At 31.4% G+C, this 24,947-nt stretch carries 22 protein-coding genes and 3 pseudogenes; 5 read left to right on the top strand and 20 right to left on the bottom strand.

Annotation, left to right across the window (positions count from 1 at the left end; genetic code table 11):
- Nucleotides 1-128 precede the first annotated feature (128 nt).
- From KI230_RS00255 to KI230_RS00245, 3 genes are read left to right on the top strand one after another with little or no spacing between them, the layout of a single operon-like run.
- Nucleotides 129-1,643 (top strand): class I SAM-dependent DNA methyltransferase, encoded by a 1,515-nt coding sequence (locus tag KI230_RS00255; RefSeq protein WP_031886440.1) that lies wholly within the window; start codon nucleotides 129-131, stop codon nucleotides 1,641-1,643.
- Nucleotides 1,633-2,877 (top strand): restriction endonuclease subunit S, encoded by a 1,245-nt coding sequence (locus KI230_RS00250; protein WP_031886439.1) that lies wholly within the window; start codon nucleotides 1,633-1,635, stop codon nucleotides 2,875-2,877. The genes KI230_RS00255 and KI230_RS00250 overlap by 11 nt, the downstream gene beginning before the upstream one ends.
- Complete coding sequence (locus KI230_RS00245; protein WP_214958295.1) at nucleotides 2,861-5,983, top strand: type I restriction endonuclease subunit R; 3,123 nt, start codon at nucleotides 2,861-2,863, stop codon at nucleotides 5,981-5,983. The genes KI230_RS00250 and KI230_RS00245 overlap by 17 nt, the downstream gene beginning before the upstream one ends.
- Before the next feature lie 130 nt (nucleotides 5,984-6,113).
- Here KI230_RS00245 and KI230_RS00240 read toward each other — a convergent pair whose 3' ends face one another.
- The 15 genes and pseudogenes from KI230_RS00240 to KI230_RS00175 form a co-directional block, all read right to left on the bottom strand.
- Nucleotides 6,114-6,890, bottom strand: a complete 777-nt coding sequence (locus tag KI230_RS00240) for an EcsC family protein (RefSeq protein ID WP_049949215.1) — start codon at nucleotides 6,888-6,890, stop codon at nucleotides 6,114-6,116.
- A 147-nt stretch (nucleotides 6,891-7,037) separates the two neighbouring features.
- Nucleotides 7,038-7,532: a hypothetical protein gene (locus KI230_RS00235; protein ID WP_031886436.1), complete on the bottom strand. Its 495-nt coding sequence runs from the start codon at nucleotides 7,530-7,532 to the stop codon at nucleotides 7,038-7,040.
- A 15-nt stretch (nucleotides 7,533-7,547) separates the two neighbouring features.
- A complete protein-coding gene (locus tag KI230_RS00230; protein ID WP_031886435.1) occupies nucleotides 7,548-7,835 on the bottom strand; it encodes a hypothetical protein in 288 nt (95 codons plus the stop codon).
- Nucleotides 7,836-7,859: 24 nt separating this feature from the next.
- Nucleotides 7,860-8,735, bottom strand: coding sequence for a helix-turn-helix transcriptional regulator (locus KI230_RS00225; RefSeq protein WP_214958294.1), 876 nt, complete (start codon nucleotides 8,733-8,735; stop codon nucleotides 7,860-7,862).
- A gap of 207 nt (nucleotides 8,736-8,942) precedes the next feature.
- Complete coding sequence (locus KI230_RS00220; protein ID WP_214958293.1) at nucleotides 8,943-9,158, bottom strand: hypothetical protein; 216 nt, start codon at nucleotides 9,156-9,158, stop codon at nucleotides 8,943-8,945.
- A gap of 18 nt (nucleotides 9,159-9,176) precedes the next feature.
- Entirely contained in the window at nucleotides 9,177-9,686 is a 510-nt protein-coding gene (locus KI230_RS00215; protein ID WP_031886432.1) for a DUF1643 domain-containing protein, read from the bottom strand.
- 12 nt (nucleotides 9,687-9,698) lie between these two features.
- Nucleotides 9,699-10,010, bottom strand: a complete 312-nt coding sequence (locus KI230_RS00210) for a DUF960 family protein (protein ID WP_031886431.1) — start codon at nucleotides 10,008-10,010, stop codon at nucleotides 9,699-9,701.
- Between the two features lie 95 nt (nucleotides 10,011-10,105).
- Nucleotides 10,106-10,444, bottom strand: coding sequence for an SAUGI family uracil-DNA glycosylase inhibitor (locus KI230_RS00205; RefSeq protein WP_037576898.1), 339 nt, complete (start codon nucleotides 10,442-10,444; stop codon nucleotides 10,106-10,108).
- A gap of 105 nt (nucleotides 10,445-10,549) precedes the next feature.
- Nucleotides 10,550-12,226 (bottom strand): cassette chromosome recombinase CcrC, encoded by a 1,677-nt coding sequence (ccrC, locus tag KI230_RS00200; protein ID WP_214958292.1) that lies wholly within the window; start codon nucleotides 12,224-12,226, stop codon nucleotides 10,550-10,552.
- Nucleotides 12,227-12,450: 224 nt separating this feature from the next.
- Nucleotides 12,451-14,067, bottom strand: coding sequence for a DUF5906 domain-containing protein (locus KI230_RS00195; protein ID WP_001015575.1), 1,617 nt, complete (start codon nucleotides 14,065-14,067; stop codon nucleotides 12,451-12,453).
- A complete protein-coding gene (locus tag KI230_RS00190) occupies nucleotides 14,067-14,435 on the bottom strand; it encodes a hypothetical protein (protein ID WP_001058155.1) in 369 nt (122 codons plus the stop codon). The genes KI230_RS00195 and KI230_RS00190 overlap by 1 nt, the downstream gene beginning before the upstream one ends.
- Nucleotides 14,428-15,537 carry a DNA polymerase gene (locus KI230_RS00185; protein WP_000283873.1) on the bottom strand — a complete coding sequence of 370 codons (1,110 nt, stop codon included), beginning with the start codon at nucleotides 15,535-15,537 and terminating at the stop codon, nucleotides 14,428-14,430. The genes KI230_RS00190 and KI230_RS00185 overlap by 8 nt, the downstream gene beginning before the upstream one ends.
- Before the next feature lie 194 nt (nucleotides 15,538-15,731).
- The gene (locus KI230_RS00180) at nucleotides 15,732-17,720 is read right to left on the bottom strand and encodes a hypothetical protein (RefSeq protein ID WP_001038847.1); all 1,989 of its coding nucleotides are present in this window, start codon (nucleotides 17,718-17,720) and stop codon (nucleotides 15,732-15,734) included.
- Between the two features lie 29 nt (nucleotides 17,721-17,749).
- Nucleotides 17,750-17,842 (bottom strand): annotated as a pseudogene (locus KI230_RS13880) (LEM-3-like GIY-YIG domain-containing protein); the annotation flags it as partial.
- Nucleotides 17,843-17,881: 39 nt separating this feature from the next.
- Entirely contained in the window at nucleotides 17,882-18,811 is a 930-nt protein-coding gene (locus tag KI230_RS00175; RefSeq protein ID WP_000750311.1) for a helix-turn-helix transcriptional regulator, read from the bottom strand.
- 80 nt (nucleotides 18,812-18,891) lie between these two features.
- Here KI230_RS00175 and KI230_RS00170 point away from each other — a divergent pair, with 80 nt between their 5' ends.
- The gene (locus KI230_RS00170; protein WP_000671996.1) at nucleotides 18,892-19,320 is read left to right on the top strand and encodes a VOC family protein; all 429 of its coding nucleotides are present in this window, start codon (nucleotides 18,892-18,894) and stop codon (nucleotides 19,318-19,320) included.
- 59 nt (nucleotides 19,321-19,379) lie between these two features.
- Here the strand turns inward: KI230_RS00170 and KI230_RS00165 are convergent.
- Both KI230_RS00165 and KI230_RS00160 read right to left on the bottom strand, forming a co-directional pair.
- Nucleotides 19,380-20,054 (bottom strand): annotated as a pseudogene (locus tag KI230_RS00165) (IS6 family transposase).
- 40 nt (nucleotides 20,055-20,094) lie between these two features.
- Nucleotides 20,095-20,202 (bottom strand): annotated as a pseudogene (locus KI230_RS00160) (beta-lactam sensor/signal transducer MecR1); the annotation flags it as partial.
- 96 nt (nucleotides 20,203-20,298) lie between these two features.
- Between KI230_RS00160 and mecA the strand changes: the two are divergent.
- A complete protein-coding gene (gene mecA, locus KI230_RS00155) occupies nucleotides 20,299-22,308 on the top strand; it encodes a PBP2a family beta-lactam-resistant peptidoglycan transpeptidase MecA (protein WP_063852638.1) in 2,010 nt (669 codons plus the stop codon).
- Between the two features lie 45 nt (nucleotides 22,309-22,353).
- Here the strand turns inward: mecA and KI230_RS00150 are convergent, their stop codons facing one another.
- The 3 genes from KI230_RS00150 to KI230_RS00140 all read right to left on the bottom strand — a co-directional run bounded on the left by KI230_RS00150 (nucleotide 22,354) and on the right by KI230_RS00140 (nucleotide 24,928).
- Nucleotides 22,354-22,782, bottom strand: coding sequence for a MaoC family dehydratase (locus KI230_RS00150; protein ID WP_000872606.1), 429 nt, complete (start codon nucleotides 22,780-22,782; stop codon nucleotides 22,354-22,356).
- Nucleotides 22,783-22,878: 96 nt separating this feature from the next.
- Nucleotides 22,879-23,622 carry a glycerophosphoryl diester phosphodiesterase gene (locus KI230_RS00145; RefSeq protein ID WP_000958858.1) on the bottom strand — a complete coding sequence of 248 codons (744 nt, stop codon included), beginning with the start codon at nucleotides 23,620-23,622 and terminating at the stop codon, nucleotides 22,879-22,881.
- Nucleotides 23,623-24,538: 916 nt separating this feature from the next.
- Complete coding sequence (locus tag KI230_RS00140) at nucleotides 24,539-24,928, bottom strand: hydroxymethylglutaryl-CoA synthase (RefSeq protein ID WP_020444595.1); 390 nt, start codon at nucleotides 24,926-24,928, stop codon at nucleotides 24,539-24,541.
- Nucleotides 24,929-24,947 lie beyond the last annotated feature (19 nt).

Here is a 24,947-nt window from a genome sequence, read left to right as displayed (position 1 = left end):
CTAAATAATAATCGAAAATATTAAATATAGCTAATCAAATTTTTCTTAAATATCTTAAAATTATCCCTATCTACCTTTTTCTTTGTTATATTTAGAAGGAGAATACTTTTAAGGTGGAATTATTGATTATGGCGACAATTGGATTTGAAGAAAAATTATGGCATGCAGCAGATAAATTACGTGGCAGTATGGATGCAGCAGAATATAAAAATGTAGCGTTAGGTATTATATTTTTGAAATATGTATCTGATTCGTTTGAGGAAAAATATGAAGAATTATTAAATGATGAATATGCTGATGAAGAGGATAAAGATGAATACTTAGCAGAAAATATTTTCTGGGTTCCTAAAGAAGCACGTTGGCAATATATTAACGATAATTCTAAAAAACCAGAAATTGGTCAAATTATTGATAAAGCAATGATAGCAATTGAAAGGGAAAATGAGTCCTTAAAAGGCGTGCTACCTAAAGATTATGCACGACCTGCTTTAGACAAGGAAAAATTAGGAGATATTATTGATTTGTTTACTTTCAAAGTCGGAGACACTGAAAGTAAACAGCAAGATGTCTTGGGGCGTGTTTATGAATACTTTATCGCAAAATTCGCAAGTGCTGAGGGTAAGAATGCTGGGGAATTCTACACACCAGCTTCAATAGTTAAATTGCTTGTTGAAATGATTGAACCATATCAAGGTAGAATTTATGATCCTTGTTGTGGGTCAGGCGGAATGTTTGTACAGAGTGAATATTTTATCGAACGTCATCAAGGTCGTATAGATGATATTGCTGTTTATGGTCAAGAATCTAATCCGACAACTTGGAAATTAGCAAAAATGAATTTGGCTATTCGAGGTATAGATAATGATTTAGGTGATCATCATGCAGACACATTTCATAATGATTTACATAAAGATTTGAAAGCTGATTTTATATTGGCTAATCCTCCATTCAATGCAAGTGATTGGGGACAAGAAAAATTATTAGATGATTACCGCTGGAAATTTGGTATCCCTCCTAAAGGCAATGCCAACTATGCATGGATTGAACATATGATTTCTAAACTTGCACCAAGTGGTACAGCAGGATTTGTATTAGCGAATGGTTCGATGTCTACAAGTGGTAAAGATGAATTAGAAATACGTAAAAACTTAATTGAACAAGACTTAGTTGAGTGTATTGTCACATTACCAGGGCAATTATTCTATTCAACTCAAATTCCAGTATGTTTGTGGTTCGTGACAAAAAATAAAGCTAAAAATGGTAAGAATGAACGACGTGGAGAAGTACTATTTATAGATGCTAGAAATATCGGAAGCATGGTATCAAGAACATTGAAAGAATTTTCAGATGATGAAATAAAAAATATTGCAAATGTTTATCACTCATGGCGTGGTACAACCGATAATCAATATGAAGATAAAGCAGGTTTCTGTAAAGTAGCAAAGACAGAAGAAATAAAAGATAACGAATATATCTTAACACCAGGACGTTATGTAGGCTTAGCAGAAATAGAAGAAGATTCAGAACCATTTGAACAGAAAATGGAAAGAATCACAGCAGATTTGAGCGAACAATTTGCGAAATCAAAAGAACTCGAAGACCAAATCCGAAAATCATTGGAGGGATTAGGTTATGGAGTTTAAAGAATACAAGTTAAGCGATTTAACTATTAACGGTAAAGGTGAATATGGAATAGGAGCTTCTGCAGTTGAATATAACCCTTCTCTATATAGATATTTGCGTATAACAGATATTGATGACAATGGGTTTATCAATACTGATGAATTAAAAAGTGTAAATGATAAAAATGCTGAAAATTATTTACTTAAAGAAAATGAGATTGTATTTGCCCGTACTGGAAATAGTACCGGCAAAAGTTACTTTTACAATGAAGAAGATGGGCCATTAGTGTTTGCAGGTTTCTTAATAAGATTTAAACTTGATTCAAAAAAAGTGAATCCTAAGTTTATAAGATACTATACTTTATCTGAAAATTATAAAGGATGGATTAATCAATTTGCCACAGGAAGCACGAGAAAAAATATAAATGCAAAAACATATGGCAATATGATAATAAAATTACCTCCACGTAGCTATCAAAATTATATAGTTCAAATCTTAGACTCATTAGAAGAAAAACTAAAAGAAAATAAAAAAATCATAGCAAATCTTGAAGAACTTTCACAAACATTATTCAAACGTTGGTTTGTTGATTTTGAATTCCCTGATGAAAATGGAAATCCATACAAATCAAGCGGTGGAGAGATGGTTGAGAGTGAATTAGGTGTGATACCTAAGGATTGGAGTATACAAACTTTAAATGATATATCTGAAAGTTATAATACTAAAAGGAAACCATTATCAAAGTTAGAACGAGAAAAAGTTGCATCAATTTATCCTTATTATGGTGCGACTAAAATAATTGATTATGTAGATGACTATTTATTTGATGGTAAATTCATACTTGTTGGTGAAGATGGTACTGTTCAAACCGAAGAAGGTCATCCTTTTGTGCAGTATGTTTGGGGACAATTTTGGGTTAGTAATCATGCTCATATTTTGAAAGGGAAAAATTTATCAGATGAAGTGTTAATGCTAATATTAAATAACATTGATATTCAACCTTATATTACTGGTGCTGTTCAGCCTAAGATAAGCAAAAAAAATTTAAATAGCATTAAAATAGTAGTAGGTAGTAAACTTATATATGGAAAGTTTGATCAGTATATAAACACTTATTATAAAAAAATTCGCGAAGTTCATGATGAAAATAAATATTTAACCCAACTCCGTGACACATTACTACCAAAATTAATGTCAGGTGAAATTGAGATACCTGACGATATCGAGGTGAATGAAGATGAGCTTTCAATTTAGTGAAGATGATTTAGAACAAGTGGCACTGAAGTGGTTTGAGGGGCTTGGTTATTCTGTTAAGAATGGTCGAGATAGTGGTGAAAATGGGGTTATGAATGAACGGGAGAGCGACAAAGATGTTGTGCTTGATGATCGTTTGGAAGCGGCTTTGAGACGTATTAATCCTGAACTAAATAATAGTACAATTGAACAGGCAATTCGTGAAATTTCTATTGAGAAGTCGCCTAGTTTATTAGAGAATAACCGTTCTTTCCATGAAATGATTACAAATGGTATTGAGGTTGAACATTATAATGATGACGGTGAGACGATTAATGATTTGGTATATGTATTCGACTTTGATAACCCGGGAAATAATGATTTCTTAGCAGTTAATCAATTAACTGTTGTGAATGGAGACTATAAAAAGCGACCTGATATTGTGTTATTCATAAATGGATTACCGGTAGTGGTAATTGAACTGAAAAATTCTACAAATGAATCTGTTGGTATTGAAGATGGATACCATCAGTTAGAAACTTATAAAATGAGAATTCCACAATTATTTATTCACAATGCAGTGTTAGTAACGAGTGATGGTGTTAATACAAAAGCTGGTTCTTTAACTGCTGATTATGATCGTTTTATGACTTGGCGTACTAAAGATGGCAAAACTGAAGATTCATCAATGTTTCGTAGTTTAGACATATTAATTCACGGTATGTTAAATAAAGAAGTACTATTAGATTTAATACGTCATTTTGTTTTGTTCCAAGATGATGGTAAAGGAAATATAGTTAAAATATTAGCTGCATATCATCAATATTATGCAGTGAACAAAGCTGTTGATCGTGCTATGGAAGCAACATCTGAACATGGTGATGGTAAAGGTGGTGTTATTTGGCACACGCAAGGTTCTGGTAAGAGTTTGACAATGGTCTTCTTCTCAGGAAAGTTAATTCAAAAATTAAATAATCCAACATTAGTGGTCGTAACAGACCGTAATGACTTAGACAATCAATTGTATGGTACTTTTGTTAAGTCCAAAGGACGCTCAGGTAAAGGATTATTAAGACAGACACCTAAACAAGCTGAATCACGAAAAGAATTAAAAGAACTATTATCAGTAGAATCAGGTGGTATCGTATTTACAACTATGCAGAAATTCGAACCTGAAGAAGGACAAGTGACAATGGATGCTTTAACAGAACGTAAAAATGTAGTTGTTATGGCAGACGAAGCACACCGCACACAATATGGTTTCAAAGCAACTTACGATGAAAAAGGTGAAGGTATTAAATATGGTTATGCAAAATATTTAAGAGATGCTTTACCTAACGCTTCATTTGTTGGCTTTACTGGAACACCTGTATCTTCAACAGATAAAAATACACAAATGGTATTTGGTAATTATATAGATGTATATGATATGACTCAGGCTGTTGAAGATGGAAGTACGGTTAAAATTTATTATGAAAGTCGTATTATCCCATTAAATTTACCAAGCGATTTAGATATTGATGAAGCATATGATGTCATTACTTCTGGCCAAGAAGAAGATACTAAATCTCGATTGAAATCTAAGTGGTCACGTATAGAAGCTCTATCTGGTGCAGAACAACGTGTACATGTTTTAGCGACTGACATTATTAATCACTTTGAAACAAGACAGAAGGCAATGAAGGGTAAGGGTATGATTGTCACAATGAGTCGTCGTATTGCCGTTGATTTATATGATGAAATTGTAAGACTTAAACCTGAATGGCATTCTGATGATGATGACAAAGGTGTTATCAAAGTCGTTATGACAGGTTCATCTAGTGATCCGCAAAACTTCCAAAAACATATAGGTCCGAAAAAGCGAAGAAACCTTTTAGAGAATCGTATGAAAGATGTTAATGATGAATTGCAACTCGTAATTGTGCGAGACATGTGGTTAACAGGATTTGATGTACCTTCAATGCATACAATGTACATAGATAAACCGATGAAAGGTCACAATTTAATGCAAGCTATTGCGCGTGTTAATAGAGTATTTAAAGATAAACCGGGCGGCTTAATTGTTGACTATGTAGGTATCGCTGAAAGTCTGAAGGAAGCATTAAAAGAGTATACGGATTCTGATAGAGAACAAACAGGTATAGATACAGATAAAGCGCTAGAACTAATGTTAATGAAATACGATATCATTCAAGATATGTTGTATAATCATGACTATTCTGATTTTGAGTCAGAAGATCAATTAATTCGCTATAATGCTATCTCAAATACGATGGATTATATCATTGGATTAGGTGAGAAAGAAAGAGAGCGATTTGTGACAACAGTGACAGAGCTTTCTAAGGCATTTGCATTATGTGCAACAGAGGAAGCTGCTCAAGAACTGAATAGTGAAATTGCGTTTTTAAAAGCCGTGAAATCCGGACTTGTTAAATTATTAGCTCCACCTAGTGAAGTAAGCAGCCATAAAAAGACACCTGCTGAAATAGAAGCAGAAATAAATCAATTGATTTCAAAATCAGTTGTAACTGAAGAAGTTGTAGATATTTATCAAACACTCGGAATTGAAAACCCAGATATCTCAATCTTGTCAGATGATTTCTTAAAAGATGTAGAAGGACTACAGCAAAAAAATGTTGCAGTTGAGTTGTTAAACAAATTACTTAAAGGACAAGTTAAGTCATTAATGAAAACAAATGCTACAGTATCTAAAAGATTTTCTGAGATGCTAAGTAAATCAATACAAAAATACAATAACCGTTCTATTGAAGCTTCAAAAGTCATAGAAGAATTGATTCAAATGGCGAAAGAAATAAATCAAGAAAAACAAAGAGGAAAAGACTTAGGTTTAAGCACGGAGGAAATTGCTTTTTATGATGCATTAGCCTCTCATGAAACTGCAAAAGAAGCAATGGGGGATAAAGAATTAAGGGCTATTGCACATGAATTAACAAAAACGGTCAAGAATAATATGAGTGTAGACTGGTCAAAACGTGAGAGCGCAAAGGCTAAAATGAGAGTCCAAGTAAGACGACTATTAAAGAAATATGGTTACCCACCTGATCTTCAAAAAATGGCTGTAGAACAAGTTGTAGAACAAGCAGAACTAATGGCTAGCCAACAATAAAAATAAATTAATCATAGCATCCTTCACCGCAAAGTGAGGGATGCTATAATTTTATATAAAAAGAGTCTATATCATTTTTCAAATGATATAGACTCTTGAAATGAATATTAAGTATTTATAAATGAAGTTGTTAATCTATTACAACGCCTTCACCTTCAATAATTTTAATATCCCTAGCTTGTTCCTTAGAAGAATAGTTGATCGAATCACTTAGTTCATTTTTTAATTTTTTCCCCATCGGTTTAAGAGAAGCAAAATTCATGCCTCCCGATACAACACCACCTACAATTGGAATGGCCTTAGAAACGCCTTTGGCAAAGGTATCTTTTGTTAGTTTAATACCAAATGTCTTTAGAACCTTTTTTAAAATTGGGTAGTATACTGTCTTAGTCAATGCTTTTCCAGGAATGGATTTGAGAGCTTGTGTTGAAGCCTGCTTTGATAATAATCGAACAGTAGAACCAGCAGCAGTCACACCTAGCATTACCCCTAAATAGATAATTAGCATATTTTTAGATTCCTCACTAAGCTCACCACTATCGTTAAACAAGTCCTCAAGTCCATAGATATAAGAAAGTTCTTGAGCTAGTTTTAATGCAAAACCATAAAACTGTACCATATCTGCGGGTATAGTAGCAGCTAAAGCAATGCCTCCAGGTAAACCAGTCATAAATGAGGCGCTTGTAGATTTAATTAATGCATCGTTGATAGCCCTATTAGCTACTTTATCCAAATCTTTTTTTGATACAAGTTTTACTGGTCCGTTTTCAATTAATTCATTCATATCAATGTTATAATCCGAAAACGCTTTTAGTAAAAATTCCTTGCGTTTTACTTTAACAAATGGTAGTTTTACTGCTTGTTCAATAACTTGTAAGGCTTTGCTTTCATCATTTTTTTGTTCCAATTTCATTTTCCCCTTTATATTATTTTTAGTATGTTTAATTTATAAGTGATTCAACCATTCCAATATTGTTAAAAAATCATTCTAAATAATAGTAAACGATACTTAAGTTATTAGTTATTGTAGTTAAGAGTAAACATAATTTGGTGGTTACACCTTTATGATAACTGGCTCTCCTAAAGTCATTTTTATAGTTTCTTCTAGCTCTTTGCCTAATGGACCTTTAATGGCCATAAAACGTTGATATTTAAAATTCATAAACTCAATTCCTAGAAGGCTTAGCAACAGACTTCCACCCGTCCTCGCAGACAAACCTATTAATACTCCCATTAATCCCTTATTACGTAGTTTAAATGTGTTTTTGTTAAATATAATCGTCAGGCCTATATAACCTTGGTAATTTGTTTCTTCAATGATGACTAAATAGTTACCTTTATGACTTGTAAGGTAATAAGATATAGTTTTTGCTTGACCATTAAATCCTTTTAGCAATCCAGGATTAATTTTATTGGCATTTTTAAGAATATCATTTTCATCAAGCACTTCTACTTCTTTATTAAAGTTATAGTTATTATTCAAAGAGAGATCTTTTAAGTCATTTTCAAAAGCATTTAAATCTTTAGTTTTATAATAAGTAAATTCCATTTATTATACCCCTAATTATTTTTCCCACTTGTTAGTTTCGTTATTGTAAGTATACTTTCTTTCTTCTAATAAGGATTTAGTCGCAACATAGATGTCATAATCTCCATCGTCTTTGTGTTTTTCATACAATTCTATTAATTCTTGATCAGAACTATCTTTGAACATATCTCTCATCATACCTCTATCTCCTGTTGTTTCCCAAATTGCACTAACTGCCGCACCAACGGTAGTCAGTGTTACATATGCAGCGCCTCCTATTCCTTTTCCGATTCCCTTGCCAATAGTTTTTATAATTTTATTCATAATTTTTATTCCCTTCATCATTGTTTATTTTTGAATACGTTGCTTTAGATATGTTGACTGAAGAAGTAGCAGTTCATCAATCACTATTTCTCTTAAATCTAGTGGAGATATAATACGAACTTGAGACCGATAATTAAAACAAAGTTGGATCGCTTCATAAGGCAACATATCTTCAATTGTAACTACTATTAAATTTTTGAAGTACTTCTCAATAATATAGTTTTCATAATATAAATGAATATCTTTCCAAATGTCTTTAGTCATTTCTAACGTAACTTGCGTACGTTCATCAGTAATATCTTCTTCTTTAAAGGATTTATTTGAGGTTTGAATGTTTAAATGACCAACATTTGTTCTTAGTAAATTCCCTCCCATCAAGTAGGTTAAATAAAAGCCATAGTTGTTATAGTTTAATGTAATAGGGAGTATGTTTTCGTTATCTTTCAATAAATAATTTTTTGTATTAATTGCCTGTGTAGTTATAGCTAGATTACTTACCGAAGGTATATCGCTATCAACTATAAATTTATCAAGATACTGATATAATTCATTTTGATGGTTTGAATGGTGTTTATTGATGAGCTCCTTTAAATATCGGTAGAATGGATAGCTAATAGTGGGCATGGTGACGTATAATTTTGTCAAAATATCATACATATAATACAGATTTTCATTTTTATCATGATTTATCGTGTAACTTTCAAGATCGTAATCATACTTCACTTCGTATTGAGTATTTAGCCAGTGTTCTGATTCATACAAGAAATTTCTTATATCATCGATATCTCTTTGAATCGTTCGTGTACTCGTATTTAACAATAAGGCTAATGACTTCTTATTCACTTTTTTATTTTGTAACAAACGATGGTAAATCGTGAGTATACGAAAAGCACGATCCAATATGGCACCCCCTTTGAATTACATTTTATACAATAGGTTTGTCAAAATATGTCATTTCCTATAGAAAGCGCTAATTATTTAAAAGTTTTATTTGAGGTTGAGCTTTCTTTAGTTTAGAGGCCTTTTAAAAAATAGGCGGTTTTTAGAAATGTGAAGTTGCCAAAATATGTCTTTATCCGTGTTTTATTAATGAATGATTATTCCTAACTATGACATTTTATCGATATATCTTTGGACGAGTTGATTTAAATCGTTATTAATAAACGTCAAGATAGCGTCATTGTCCATATAGTCTAAATAAATTTGGTCTAGTATTTCGTTATCATTAATGTCATAAAAATAACTCACAAGACTTTTAAAGACAGTATCATAAGCTGAATTTTGTAATATTGATTTAAGCGATTGCCAATCTATGTTTGTCATTGGTATCGTCTCCTTTTCTTATAAGGGTTTTAAATGCCATTTTTGTCTTGCTTTTGGATTGAGTGGATGCATAATTTCGTTTGTTTCAGGATTTATAAGTTTTTTCACTTTTTTCTTATGGGGTTTCAACATCTCTAATATCGTTTCAACACGTTGCTCGACCACTGGACGTTTGGCGTAAGCGCCATAAGCTAATATAATCTCATCAGCTTCTGAAATACTTTTCATTAAATGAATATCTGTATGCTTGTCATAAGGCGACTGAATATGTTTTATATTTCCGGAGGAAGAGATATTTGAAAAAAGATTAACAAAATAAATAGCGCCTAACTTGGCGTTACTTGATAATGCATTGAGAACTAATACGGTCGTTAGATCTAAAGAGGTTACCCCATCATAATGAGGATACATTGTAATAACGGTGCACGTAGATTTTGATGCGTCCCATGTCTTTTTGAGTAGATAACGATGTTGCCCGTCATCACTAAAAATAGCTTCGGTTTCGAGTGTGGATTGGATATGTTTCATTGCTAATCTCCTTTAGTATTCTTCGGGTAGTAACATTACATAATAAGAAAAGTCTACATCGTCCTCTCGGATGACGTAGACTTTACTAATGTTTACCTGATGATTGTCATTTGCTTTTGTATATTGAAAGTATTCGGGATTTTCTTGAGTATGTCTTATAAAAAGCTTTTGTTGATGCATAATAAACTGAAAGATATGAAAATAGTCCAAGGGTTCTTGTTCGTTCGATTGGTTGGTATCTTTTTGTAGGACGAGGTCCCATATTTGATGTTGTAAGGTGGGGGATAAGTTATTGGTAATACCACGTGTAATATATCTATTCATAAGCGTTTTCCCTTCTTTCTGATTCTTTCATCCAAGTTATTATTTCACTTAGAACTGTAATGACTAGTTGTGTGATTTTGATGTATTTATGCATATTATTGTCCTCCTGTTAGTAAGTATCGCTGATCCAAAAGGGGCATGATAGTGTTGTGTAGGTATAAGAAATCCATATCATGATTTTCATCGATATAACCAATGGCTATGAGTTGTTTCTGATGGTAGAGGATGAACGGGTAGATATTACTTTCATGAAGTGTATCAGAGTAGTAGGTATAGGTTTGAAGTATTTTATTACTGAGTGGGCCAAGTCTTACGTATTGATCAGGTAGAATATCATCAGCGACTTCCTCGATGGATTCACATTCCCACTTTTCTTCCTTTGGCAGCTTGAATAAGTTGGTTATATAGTGCTTGAGTTGTTGTTCCAGTGTCATATTTATGACCTCCTAATGTATTGGTTTGATGTAGTCATGTGATACATCATTTAGATAATATATATTTGATTTTTATTTCATTTCTCTCACTTTTTTCACTAATAACTAAGTGGTAAAAGTGGTAATTTGGTCGATGAAATAATTGTTTCGACCGTCTATTTCGAATTGGAATTTAGGCATAAAAAAAGACCCCCAATCTTTTTTCAAAGATTGAGGGATAAGACTTTCATCAATTTTATACCTTACAAGTTTTACTTGTTTATCTGTCGTAATTTCAATAGAATCAATCAACATTTTCATAAGTTGATTTTTAGCTTCGGGTGTAGCTTCTCTTAAGTAGATACTAAATCGGCTAATCATCATGGTTAAACGGCTTTTAAGTTTATCAAAATCAGGTACTTCAGCTTGTGATTCCCTAGCTTGTTGCGTTTCTTTAATTTGCTTATCTAACATCTCTATTTGTTCATTCATCTGACTTTGTTTAGCTTTTAACATTTCGCTATCCATTTCATCATCTAAGAACAATTCCAATAATCGTTCTTGTTGTGTTTTAACTTTTGCTTTTTGTTTTTCTAGACTATCAATATCATATTTTATTTCTGTTTGTTTACTATGCTTTTGTTTCAGTTCTTCTATCACACTTGACGCAATCTGCTTAATAACATTAGGTTGTGAAAGAATACGATTCAAATGAACATTGATTACGCGTTCGACGACTTCAGCATTAATCGCATTACTATGACAGGCAGAACTTCCTGAGCGATTGAATAATGAACAAATGTAATAGCGTTTGATTGTGCGTTCTTTGGACTTTTTCGTTTTATAATACGTCCGTCGACATACCATATTATTTCCGCATTCTGGGCATTTAATAAGGCCACGTAAGTAGAAATCTCCACCAATAGGTCGACCCGGTTTAAAACTTTTAGAAGCTAGTTTCTCATGAACTTGATCAAATACATCTTCACTTATAATGGCTTCATGCTTACCTTTGACCAATATCACATCATTTTTATCACTTTTACCACTTCTTCGCTGAACAGCCCAATTTTGATGATTATTGAATCTGACATAGCCTTTATAGACTGGATTATTCAAAATGTATTTCACGCCAAACACTGAAAATGGTTTTTGATTAATGGTACGATATCCTTTTTGATTTAGAATTGTCGTGATTGCTTTAAATCCTTTATTGTGATTCAAATATAAATCAAAGATTTCCCGTACAATATGAGCTTCATTTTCATCAATAACTAAATCATTTTTCTGTGTCAATGGATTAAGTGATAATTTGTAGCCTAAAACACGACCGGTGATTGCCTCTCCGCTCCTTGCCTTAGCATTCATAGAAAGTTTCACATTGGAAATCAAAGTCTGGCGTTCTATAGATCCTATTAGTCCAAACATTGTAACGAGTACTTCTCCAGAAGCATTGGATGTATCAATATTCTCAGAAATCGATTTATACCCTACGTCATGTTCTTTGAATTCATGAATAATATTAAACACGTCTCTCATTGAGCGAGAAATACGATTCAATTTCCAACTTAATACCATTTCGATTTTATTATCCTTAACATCTTGTAATAGACGTTTCATTGCCGGACGACCTTCAATATTTTTACCTGAAATGCCTGAGTCAGTATATGTCTCATAGTCATAACCTGGGAAATTTTTCATAACTTCTTTGATGAGTAGTTGTTCCTGCTCCTTTTCAGAATAACCATGTTCTGACTGCTCAGACGTACTAACACGTGAATAAAGTGCAATTTTACCCTTCATATCATACCGCTCCTTTTATTAGATTATTGCTACAGACCATCGGTCTTGTAACAACATATAGATAATATATATTTATAATTTCGTTTCATTTTTATCACTTTTACCACTTAATCATATGAGTACTACAGGCAACTGCCTGTAGTACGTAATTAGATTACTTACCTTTATTGATACGTTCTTCTATGATAGGCACAAGCACTTCTACAAATGCTTCAATTTGTTCATTATTCATCGTCAAAGTCCTCCCAACCTAAGTTCAAATCATCTTCGTATAAGAATTCATCATCTGTTACATTCTCATTTTTATCGAATGAAATCATGTCATCTTTTTTATCAGTTTCTTTCCATCCTAAATCGACCCAATACTTATAACCATTATTTAGTCTACTTTGTACATTAAAGTTAGCTTGAACCAAATCATTAATAACTTGAGAGCTTACTTTAATTTCATCTCTAATAACCTCATTTAGCCTAGACACTTTGATACGTGACCCTGGTTTGATTTCTATAAGTTTTCTGAGTAAATTAATACACGCTTTCTGATGTGCAATATTTGCTGATTTACTAGAAACAAATTCATATCCAAAATTTAACCAATCATGAGAAATTTCAGTAACACGATCATTTTGGAGGTACTCGATATCATTTTTTACAATTTGCTTATACACATACATCAAGTAAAGAAAGATTTCTTTCTTTTCATCCTGTAACTTTTCAATTAAGTCAGGGTCAGCTTTTTCAACATAATATTCACATGGAATAACAGCAATTCTACGCTCTAATGCTTTTGCATGTGATGATGGAAAATTGAGTACAGCATTCGTATTAAAAATGAGTTTTAAATCTAAAGTAACTTCTACTTGCGTTCTTCCTTTACGGTCAGCATGAATTGGTTCAACAGATAGTAATTTTTTGAAATCATTCACAGTTGCTTCATCAATATTAGCTTTCCCCACTTCATCACTTGCCATAATTCGTTTACCAATTAGACTTTCCTTATCGAAACGCCCGCCAAGTTCATTAAGTGTTTTAGATACGATATCATTACTATAAAAGAATGACTTAACTAATTTAATATAGACCGATTTCCCATTTTTTGCAGTTCCATACAAAAAAAGTCCACGACGTAGTTTAGTATCTGCCGTCAATAACACTGCCATATGTTGGAAAAGGAAATATTGTAAATCATGGTCATAATTCGCCAACTCTAACATATATTGTTTGAAATTCGGGGGTATCTTGTCCGTAATCGTGTCATTTATATCTAATTCCAAATCTAAGCGTGTTTTAGGGAATATTTCAAGGTCATTATCAACCACTTTAAAGGTCTTTAGATTGAACATATTTCGTCCACAACCAATGTACTGTCTATGCTCAACAAGTTTTTCTATGTCCGTTGATTTCTGTATGCCATCTACTACGTTTTTCAAAGTACTTAGTGAAGGTTTATAATCAACTAGCAACACTTGTATCATTTTAGATATCAACCCTTGCAATTCATCTTCACTTACCTTTTGCCAACCTTTATCTTTGAAAACAAACAACTCTGAATCAAAACGCTTGATATGAAAAATACATATCATCATTTCCACTAATATTGTGTCATTTGGCTTTTTTTGAATACCAAAATAACTGTATATGTTAGGTCTATAGTCGACATCTTTAGGAATGTTAAGCTGTAGCTTATCGATAAGCTCGTTATACACCATTACAGCTTGTTCAGAATCATCCATTTCATCATTTCCAATACTACTTGTTAGGATGGCAATCAGACCTTTACGGTCGATTGCCTCCATACCCACTTTTAATAATTTTATTAACATTTCTAAAATATGATTCATTACAATACCCCTCCAAATTCATCTAATGGTGCTACATCTTGAATATAATAATTTCCGTTATATTGCCCTACAAGGACCAAATGTTTTCGATCAATGTATGGATCATAATTAATGTGGTTTACGTTATAGTTACTGTGACGTTTAATCCAATCAGCAATTGATAATTGGTGACTCATAGATTTTACGGTAATATTGCGATTTACATAGTGCGTTTCTTGGTTAAGTTCTACTTCATACGTAAACTGATGTTTAATATCACCTGAGAAGTTCTTCTCGTACACAGAATGTAACGTAGCAACGTATATAGATCCTTCTTTTAACAATGTACTTTGGGGAATTTGAAGACTTTTTCCTCTATCATTATTCATTGTCTATACCTCCTAAAGCTTCCACTGTCACATGTGCAAATTCACCATTAAACAGTTGATTAGCTGTATCTTTCATGAGCTGTGCTACATTTTGTGCAATCCCCTTATCATTACATTCAATCATAATCGCATCGTGTATCGGCACTATAATCTTGAACGTTTTTTTTTCGCACTGTGCTTTGTACACTTCCAACAAAATGTGCTTGAAAATATAGCTTGCTACCGTTTGTACATAAATTGCCATAATACTACTACCTTGAAATGCGCTCATATCATGTTCAATGCCGTAAGGCGTAGGCATTGTTTTATATTTTTCGACTTGCTCCTTAAATTCAATGACCTTCTTGAATTTGCTCATTACTTGTAGCCAGTTAATTTCACTAACCTCTTGATTGATTTTGAATTTAGAGCTACTATAACGACCGCCAAAAAGAAATGACCCTATAAATGCACGTTTCACACTCACGCGCTTCTCTTTTGACAAAGATAAGTCTCTCAGTAATGCATCGTATAACCCTTCTTCATGATTCAAGTAGTCAATCAGTTGTTCGTCTTGTGTCATATACGCAGCAACTGATGGTTCGAATGATTTAAAATCTATTGTATAAACCTTTTTAAATTGCGAAGGTAAAATCATTTGTTGGACTAATTTAGGCAAGCCTTGAACATTAAATCTTTTCGTTGTGATCCGATGTGTTCGTGTGCCAATCAACGATAATTGCGTATATAATCGATTCGTACCATTTAATGACTGATCTAATCTATCAAATAGCTGTTCGATTTTATCAAAATGTTCATCGTTCTTAGCCTTTTCAAGCATTGTCGCTTTGATATCAGGTAATTTATCGGTATCAAGGTTAATAGATTCTGATTCAATCTCTTTCTTTAATGGTTCTAAATTATGGTGTACTTCCACGTATTGGTCTAGCTTAGCTTTTTCATTAGCCAAAAGCTCATTATATTGTTGATCTAGCTGTTGGCTAATTTGTCTTTGTAGCTGCTGAACTTTATCTTGATTTGAAAATTTGTTCATTAAAAAGTGTTCTGTTTTATTGCTTTGAGGCAATTTTGTAATTAAATCACGTATATTTGCTTGATACATGGTGATTTGCTCCTTCTATAAGTTATTACACAATAATCTCCCGGGCTGATTATCATGTGAACATCACAACGTTGTACCTATACTATAAATGACTCAAATTAATTGCTTAATGGCTTCCATAACATTGATTCCTGTAATGGAAGCGTAAAATTACAATTAAAAAGCCAACTCATTCTTGAGTTGGCTCATTATAGTTATTGTTTTTTTGTATTTGGACTAATATCATACAAATTGCTCTTAATTTTAACTGACAATAAATTATCGATAGAAACATTTATTTTATTCTTTAATTTGGAGTCAATATCGCTTTTATCATCAAAAGCATGATATGTTTCTTCTTTATTTTTTCTTCTCTCATCTTTATCATCAATAGCATCATCAGGATAATGTTGCTCTCTTCCGCTAGACTTACTTATTTCAAGAGAAAATGGCGTTAATTTACTTTTTATTCTACTAAGTTCCTTTAAAAACGATCTATAATATCTTGCATTTTCATCATTCGAATTTATACCATTATTTAGTAAGTAAATACCTAATCTGTCTATTGAATTTTCAACATCATTGAAAAGTTGTTTGAATAAATCTGAATCATCTTTTTCATACTTAAATTTGCTTGTTGCTACTAATTTTTCAATGGTACTACTTCTATCATATCTTTCTTTTTCAAACAATGTTTGCATATTATAATTAATACTTTCCTGACCTATTTCTTGATTCAAATAATTGATTAATAATTGATCCAAAAAGGGCATTTTTATTTTATATTTATCTACAAAATATAAAATGTAACCTCTATTTCCATTTACCCTTGCTTTTACTAAGTTATTACTAAACTCAAAGCAATGGTATAAATAATTAAAGTTTAGTTTCTGATTTCGATTTGCGTTATTAAATTGAATCTTATTATATTCATTTTGGATATCGTTAATAACTTTACCATTGAATTCAGTAATTTTCTCGCTAATCTGCTCCCAATTCTTCACCCCACCGTCTGTCAAAAAATAATCTTTAAAATAATTGAAATGAACCTTATCTTCATCAGCCTCATTGATTGTTTCTTCAATTGCATGAGACAACATTCTATATAATTTGTTACCCTCATAATAATTGCTCTCCAAAACTTTATGCATAAAACTTTCAAGTTGCAATTTTAATTTTTCACTTTCAGAGTACCATCTACATTGAGATTGATATGTAAAATCAGTCAATAATTTTTCCTTTAAAGAAGAATTTTCCATACTTATAATTTCTTTCATTATATCTTCAAAATACTCATAAAAACTATGAGAATCCCCACTTAATATTGCTTTTTCAATAGTTGGAATATGTTTATAATTATTATCTGACTTTGGTAATGGATGCTTATCAAGTATTTTCGATAACATATCTATAATTTGATATTGAAGTCTATTAAATTCATAGTTAGATCTTTGAGAAATGTATCTTTCACCAAATTGACCTCTTTCATATTCAGGATTATTAGAATTATAAAATGGCTGATATTTTGCAACATCTACACCATACATTTTGTTCAATAATTTTAATTTGTTCGTGAAAGTTGTACCCTTGACACCTTGTTTCTCTTGTAAATGTCTTTTTTTATAAGTTATTTTAGGATTTTCTTTTACAAGATTGAAATAACTAGATACTTGATACTTATATTCAGATTTTTCTTTATTGTAGAGATAAATATCAATATGAACCTTAAACACCTCTTGAAAAGCTTGCTTTTTATTTTTAGAATCATTCATGAGTTGCTTTAAAGCATTATACAATTGATTTTTATCCTCTTCTAATATTTGATTTGAAAATTTGCATAAATACCATTCTTTAGTCACATCAATGTCATTTGTTCGCTCATTTAAGTAACAATGTTCTTGAATGCCTCGTTGAATACTACTTAATGATTCACTTTCAAACTGTATTTTTATGCCTTGACTATCCAATATTACTTTACCAAAATTAATCATAAACTGCTCATATGTACTAATAAAATCTTGTACCTCTCCTGCATATTCTGGTTGTAACAACGGTGATAATGGAATTTTATCTTCCATAGGCAAAATTTTAAACTTTTTGGTACACTCTTTTATATTATTTATAATTTGATCATCGATATGAACCGTATACTGCATATATGTAGTATTTTCAGTAGATTTTAGAGCTGTAATATTTTTATTCACTTAATTCACCTTCATTGACCCATCTTTATTTAATTATAACTATTTATGTATGCTGTAGCACTACCACTACCCAATTTTAAATTTGGTAATGCTTTTTTGTATAAATTTAAATTGTTTAATGTTGTCATCTTTTTGTTATTACAATTATGATTAAATTACTATTAATACATGTTTATTATTTTAGTTAATTCAACTTTAACAGCATTTTTCAAACTATTAGGGGTCTCTACTTTTACATTGACACCACCTGTGACAATTAACTTAGCTATAAAATCTATATCTTTCGCGTTCACTTTTGATTTAAATAAATATGTCTCTTCGTCAATATTTTCAATCATATAGTCACTCCACAGGTAGCCTTTCAAGATATTCAATCCCATAACATTGCTTCTAATAAGAATATCAATAGCTGTTTCATTTTTAACCATGAACTGTTGAAAATTCTGCATAGTTATATCATTACACTCTTGAGTCTCTCCCATTTCATATAGTTCTTTTATTTTCGAAATATTTAATAGATTCACTAACTTTGATTCTATATTAGCTACAACAAAATACCATTGATGATTTTTATACATAATGCCAATACCTTTATATTGTTCTTTAATATAGTTTTGTGAATAACAGGTTTCAAAAGACTTATTCTCAATTATCAATCTAATGATTTCATTAAATAACTTATAACTTTTGAACTGATACTTATCTTCATTAAAATATTGAAATAGATCATTATATTGGTTTATTAACTCTTTTTTATTCGAGTTATTATATAATTTTTTTAATATTTCTTGATATTCTGTTTGAAAAGGTAGATTACTCACATTTGAAATACTCGAAAGTGTAAATACTAAAGCTTTCAACTCTTCATCTGAGATTGCTATTTTCGTTTGGTCTCGATTACCTATGATCGTATAACCACCATTTTTCCCTGGATTACTATATAAAGGTACTCCTAATGCTTCAATTTCTTTTATATCCCTTAAAGCGGTACTACGAGAAATATTAAATTCTGACATTAAATCATTTAATTTGAAGTTCCTATTTTCATTACAATATTCAATCATATTATATAATCTAACAGATTTTTTCATTATTATTCTCCTTTTAGTGTCAATAGATGACACTAATTAAGTATATACTCTATTTATAACAAATCTAAGGAGGAAAAAACATGAAATTTCAAGTAAGTCCATATTTTTTAATCACTCAAAATGCAGAGGGTTTAAAAAAGTTGTATGAAGAGCTGTTTGGCGCTAAAACACTGTATATTCAACGTATTAAAGATAGACCTATAGATAAGAAACTTAATATTGACGAAAATGATTTAAATAAAATTGATCAATGTGTACTTCAATTTGGAGATATAAAAATTATGATCGCAGATGACACTGAAGGTTTGCCCATAACACAAGGTAATAATATATCTCTTTGTCTCACTTTTGACCAAGTAGAAGAAACTAAACATGTATATGACCAGTTAATAGAAAAAGGCAGTGAGGTATTGAAAACATTTAGTCCAGAATTCTATACTGAAGGTTATGGTTATGTAAGAGATCCTTATGGTATCTCTTTGCATTTATTTACAAAGAGAAAAAATTAGGTTCTGCTGCAAAGTTGAAAAATAAATGTCTAATCTCAATTTTAAAATAATACTTTGTGTTAACTTGTTAGCATGATGCTAATTTCATGGCATGGCGAAAATCCGCAGATCTGAAGAGACCTGCGGTTCTTTTTATATAGACCGTAAATACATTCAATACCTTTTAAAGTATTCTTTGCCGTATTGATACTTTGATATCTTGTCTTTCTTACTTTAATATGACGGTGATCTTGCTCAATGAGGTTATTCAGATATTTCGATGTACAATGACAGTCAGGTTTAAGTTTAAAAGCTTTAATGACTTTAGCCATTGCGACCTTCGTTGAAGGTGCCTAATCTGTAATTACCTTTTGAGGTTTACCAAATTGTTTAATGAGACGTTTGATAAATACATATGCTGAATGATTATCTCGTTGCTTACGCAACCAAATATCTAATGTATGTCCCTCTGTATCAATGGCACGATATAAATAGTTCCATTTTCCTTTTATTTTGATGTACGTCTCATCAATACGCCATTTGTAATAAGCTTTTTTATGCTTTTTCTTCCAAATTTGATATAAAATCGGGGCATATTCTTGAACTCAACGCTAGACCGTTAAATGATGAACGTTTACACCACGTTCCCTTAATATTTCAGACATATCACGATAACTCAATGCATATCTTAGATAGTAGCCAACGGCTACAGTGATAACATCCTTGTTAAATTGTTTATATCTGAAATAGTTCATACAGAAGACTCCTTTTGGTTATAATTATACTATAAATTCAACTTTGCAACAGAACCGTATATTTTATATAGAGCATTCTCACTAAAAAAATTACACATATCGTGAGCAATGAACTGATTATACTTAACATTAAAAAAGATGATAACACCTTCTACACCTCCATATCACAAAAATTATAACATTATTTTGACATAAATACTACATTTGTAATATATTACAAATGTAGTCTTATATAAGGAGGATATTGATGAAAAAGATAAAAATTGTTCCACTTATTTTAATAGTTGTAGTTGTCGGGTTTGGTATATATTTTTATGCTTCAAAAGATAAAGAAATTAATAATACTATTGATGCAATTGAAGATAAAAATTTCAAACAAGTTTATAAAGATAGCAGTTATATTTCTAAAAGCGATAATGGTGAAGTAGAAATGACTGAACGTCCGATAAAAATATATAATAGTTTAGGCGTTAAAGATATAAACATTCAGGATCGTAAAATAAAAAAAGTATCTAAAAATAAAAAACGAGTAGATGCTCAATATAAAATTAAAACAAACTACGGTAACATTGATCGCAACGTTCAATTTAATTTTGTTAAAGAAGATGGTATGTGGAAGTTAGATTGGGATCATAGCGTCATTATTCCAGGAATGCAGAAAGACCAAAGCATACATATTGAAAATTTAAAATCAGAACGTGGTAAAATTTTAGACCGAAACAATGTGGAATTGGCCAATACAGGAACAGCATATGAGATAGGCATCGTTCCAAAGAATGTATCTAAAAAAGATTATAAAGCAATCGCTAAAGAACTAAGTATTTCTGAAGACTATATCAAACAACAAATGGATCAAAATTGGGTACAAGATGATACCTTCGTTCCACTTAAAACCGTTAAAAAAATGGATGAATATTTAAGAGATTTCGCAAAAAAATTTCATCTTACAACTAATGAAACAGAAAGTCGTAACTATCCTCTAGGAAAAGCGACTTCACATCTATTAGGTTATGTTGGTCCCATTAACTCTGAAGAATTAAAACAAAAAGAATATAAAGGCTATAAAGATGATGCAGTTATTGGTAAAAAGGGACTCGAAAAACTTTACGATAAAAAGCTCCAACATGAAGATGGCTATCGTGTCACAATCGTTGACGATAATAGCAATACAATCGCACATACATTAATAGAGAAAAAGAAAAAAGATGGCAAAGATATTCAACTAACTATTGATGCTAAAGTTCAAAAGAGTATTTATAACAACATGAAAAATGATTATGGCTCAGGTACTGCTATCCACCCTCAAACAGGTGAATTATTAGCACTTGTAAGCACACCTTCATATGACGTCTATCCATTTATGTATGGCATGAGTAACGAAGAATATAATAAATTAACCGAAGATAAAAAAGAACCTCTGCTCAACAAGTTCCAGATTACAACTTCACCAGGTTCAACTCAAAAAATATTAACAGCAATGATTGGGTTAAATAACAAAACATTAGACGATAAAACAAGTTATAAAATCGATGGTAAAGGTTGGCAAAAAGATAAATCTTGGGGTGGTTACAACGTTACAAGATATGAAGTGGTAAATGGTAATATCGACTTAAAACAAGCAATAGAATCATCAGATAACATTTTCTTTGCTAGAGTAGCACTCGAATTAGGCAGTAAGAAATTTGAAAAAGGCATGAAAAAACTAGGTGTTGGTGAAGATATACCAAGTGATTATCCATTTTATAATGCTCAAATTTCAAACAAAAATTTAGATAATGAAATATTATTAGCTGATTCAGGTTACGGACAAGGTGAAATACTGATTAACCCAGTACAGATCCTTTCAATCTATAGCGCATTAGAAAATAATGGCAATATTAACGCACCTCACTTATTAAAAGACACGAAAAACAAAGTTTGGAAGAAAAATATTATTTCCAAAGAAAATATCAATCTATTAACTGATGGTATGCAACAAGTCGTAAATAAAACACATAAAGAAGATATTTATAGATCTTATGCAAACTTAATTGGCAAATCCGGTACTGCAGAACTCAAAATGAAACAAGGAGAAACTGGCAGACAAATTGGGTGGTTTATATCATATGATAAAGATAATCCAAACATGATGATGGCTATTAATGTTAAAGATGTACAAGATAAAGGAATGGCTAGCTACAATGCCAAAATCTCAGGTAAAGTGTATGATGAGCTATATGAGAACGGTAATAAAAAATACGATATAGATGAATAACAAAACAGTGAAGCAATCCGTAACGATGGTTGCTTCACTGTTTTATTATGAATTATTAATAAGTGCTGTTACTTCTCCCTTAAATACAATTTCTTCATTTTCATTGTATGTTGAAAGTGACACTGTAACGAGTCCATTTTCTTTTTTTATGGATTTCTTATTTGTAATTTCAGCGATAACGTACAATGTATTACCTGGGTATACAGGTTTAATAAATTTAACGTTATTCATTTGTGTTCCTGCTACAACTTCTTCTCCGTATTTACCTTCTTCTACCCATAATTTAAATGATATTGAAAGTGTATGCATGCCAGATGCAATGATACCTTTAAATCTACTTTGTTCTGCTTTTTCTTTATCTATATGCATATATTGAGGATCAAAAGTTGTTGCAAATTGGATAATTTCTTCTTCTGTAATATGAAGGCTTTTTGTTTTGAATGTTTCTCCTACTATAAAATCATCGTATTTCATATATGTCTCTCTTTCTTATTCAAATTAATTTTTTAGTATGTAACATGTTAAAGGTAAGTCTACCGTCACTGAAACGTAAGACTCACCTCTAACTTTCTATTGAGACAAATGCACCATTTTATCTGCATTGTCTGTAAAGATACCATCAACTCCCCAATTAGCAAGTTGGTTTGCACGTGCTGGTTTGTTTACAGTCCATACGTTCAATTCATAACCCGCTTCTTTTACCATTTTTACTTTTGCTTTAGTAAGTTTGGCATCTTCAGTGTTTACTATTTTAGCATTACAGTAATCTAAAAGTGTTCTCCAGTCTTCACGAAACGAAGTTGTATGGAATATAACTGCTCTGTTATATTGTGGCATGATTTCTTCTGCAAGTTTAACAAGCACAACATTAAAGCTTGAAATGAGCACTTCTTGATTCTGATTTAAGTTTGTTAATTGTTCTTCCACTTGCTTAACCATACTTTTAGAAAGTGCTAGTCCATTCGGTCCAGTAATACCTTTTAATTCTACATTTAAATTCATATTATATTCATTTGCTATTTTTACTACATCATCGAAAGTTGGCAAATGTTCATCTTTGAATTTTTCACCAAACCAAGATCCTGCAGAAGCATCTTTAATTTCATCATAATTCAATTCAGTTATTTCCCCGGACATATTTGTAGTCCGTTCTAAATAATCATCATGAATGATAATCAGTTGTTCATCTTTTGTAATTGCAACATCTAACTCCAACCAGTTTATACCTTCTACTTCTGAAGCAGCTTTAAATGATGCAATTGTATTTTCCGGAGCTTTACTAGGTAATCCTCTATGTCCATATACAGTTAGCATATTACCTCTCCTTGCATTTTTATTTTTTTAATTAACGTAACTGTATTATCACATTAATCGCACTTTTATTTCCATTAAAAAGAGATGAATATCATAAATAAAGAAGTCGATAGATTCGTATTGATTATGGAGTTAATCTACGTCTCATCTCATTTTTAAAAAATCATTTATGTCCCAAGCTCCATTTTGTAATCAAGTCTAGTTTTTCTGTACCCCTTATCTGCAATTTTACTTAGGATTGCTTTTAACTTACCTCTTATCTGCAATTTTACTTAGGATTGCTTTTAACTTACCCCTTATCAGCAATTTTACTGAGAACTGCTTTTAACGCACCTCTTATCTGCAATTTTGCCTAGAACTGCTTTTAACGTACCTCTTATCTGCAATTTTACTGAGAACTGCTTTTAACTTACCCCTTATCAGCAATTTTGCATGGAATTGCTTTTAACGTACCTCTTATCTGCAATTTTACTTAGAACTGCTTTTAACAAACCTCTTATCTGCAATTTTACTTAGAACTGCTTTTAACAAACCTCTTATCTGTAATTTTACTGAGAACTGCTTTTAACAAACCTCTTATCTGCAATTTTACTTAGAACTGCTTTTAACAAACCTCTTATCTGCAATTTTACTTAGAATTGCTTTTACTATTCCTCTTATTAGTATAATCTCAGTAAGAATGCGTATAAAAATGAAAATTACAACCGATTTTGTAAGTGCTGACGCCTGAGGGAATAGTATGTGCGAGAGACTAATGGCTCGAGCCATACCCCTAGGCAAGCATGCACGTACAAAATCGTAAGATAAAAAAATAAGCATATCACTGTAAACTTTAAAAAATCAGTTTAGTGATATGCTTATTTATTTCGAGTTAGGATTTATGTCCCAAGCTCATCAAGCACAATCGGCCACTAGTTTATTTCTCTATCTTATATGTTCTGATATGGTCTTCTATACTGTATAAGTATACTTTTGAATATGGATCTTGTGTCAATTCACGTTCGAAATCAAATTCTTGATTATCAAATCTGTTAAAGAATGTTTCGTATTCTTCGACTGATAATTGCTCTCTAGATTCTAGCATATTTAAGTGTTTCTCTTTATCTAATGCTTTGTCATATCCTTTAACGATTGAACCACTAAAGATTTCTCCTACTGCTCCTGAACCATAACTAAATAGACATACTTTCTCTTCTGGTTGGAATGTGTGGTTCTGTAATAACGAAATTAAACTTAAGTATAATGATCCTGTATAAATGTTACCAACATCTCTATTCCATAATACGGTTCTGTTGCAAAGTTGAATTTATAGTATAATTTTAACA

The organism is Staphylococcus sp. MZ3 (genome assembly GCF_018622755.1).
Classification (GTDB): domain Bacteria; phylum Bacillota; class Bacilli; order Staphylococcales; family Staphylococcaceae; genus Staphylococcus; species Staphylococcus aureus.
This window is presented reverse-complemented; position numbering and strand designations above follow the sequence as displayed.

Excerpts from the sequence above, each read along its gene's own strand:
- KI230_RS00245 (WP_214958295.1), top strand. The coding sequence starts at position 2,861 with ATGAGCTTTCAATTTAGTGAAGATGATTTAGAACAAGTGGCACTGAAG.
- ccrC (WP_214958292.1), bottom strand. The coding sequence starts at position 12,226 with ATGAAGGGTAAAATTGCACTTTATTCACGTGTTAGTACGTCTGAGCAG.
- KI230_RS00250 (WP_031886439.1), top strand. The coding sequence starts at position 1,633 with ATGGAGTTTAAAGAATACAAGTTAAGCGATTTAACTATTAACGGTAAA.
- KI230_RS00220 (WP_214958293.1), bottom strand. The coding sequence starts at position 9,158 with ATGACAAACATAGATTGGCAATCGCTTAAATCAATATTACAAAATTCA.
- KI230_RS00170 (WP_000671996.1), top strand. The coding sequence starts at position 18,892 with ATGAAATTTCAAGTAAGTCCATATTTTTTAATCACTCAAAATGCAGAG.
- KI230_RS00215 (WP_031886432.1), bottom strand. The coding sequence starts at position 9,686 with ATGAAACATATCCAATCCACACTCGAAACCGAAGCTATTTTTAGTGAT.
- KI230_RS00175 (WP_000750311.1), bottom strand. The coding sequence starts at position 18,811 with ATGAAAAAATCTGTTAGATTATATAATATGATTGAATATTGTAATGAA.
- KI230_RS00150 (WP_000872606.1), bottom strand. The coding sequence starts at position 22,782 with ATGAAATACGATGATTTTATAGTAGGAGAAACATTCAAAACAAAAAGC.
- KI230_RS00145 (WP_000958858.1), bottom strand. The coding sequence starts at position 23,622 with ATGCTAACTGTATATGGACATAGAGGATTACCTAGTAAAGCTCCGGAA.
- KI230_RS00205 (WP_037576898.1), bottom strand. The coding sequence starts at position 10,444 with ATGACACTGGAACAACAACTCAAGCACTATATAACCAACTTATTCAAG.
- KI230_RS00210 (WP_031886431.1), bottom strand. The coding sequence starts at position 10,010 with ATGAATAGATATATTACACGTGGTATTACCAATAACTTATCCCCCACC.
- KI230_RS00185 (WP_000283873.1), bottom strand. The coding sequence starts at position 15,537 with ATGTATCAAGCAAATATACGTGATTTAATTACAAAATTGCCTCAAAGC.
- KI230_RS00230 (WP_031886435.1), bottom strand. The coding sequence starts at position 7,835 with ATGAATAAAATTATAAAAACTATTGGCAAGGGAATCGGAAAAGGAATA.
- KI230_RS00190 (WP_001058155.1), bottom strand. The coding sequence starts at position 14,435 with ATGAATAATGATAGAGGAAAAAGTCTTCAAATTCCCCAAAGTACATTG.
- KI230_RS00235 (WP_031886436.1), bottom strand. The coding sequence starts at position 7,532 with ATGGAATTTACTTATTATAAAACTAAAGATTTAAATGCTTTTGAAAAT.
- KI230_RS00255 (WP_031886440.1), top strand. The coding sequence starts at position 129 with ATGGCGACAATTGGATTTGAAGAAAAATTATGGCATGCAGCAGATAAA.
- KI230_RS00195 (WP_001015575.1), bottom strand. The coding sequence starts at position 14,067 with ATGAATCATATTTTAGAAATGTTAATAAAATTATTAAAAGTGGGTATG.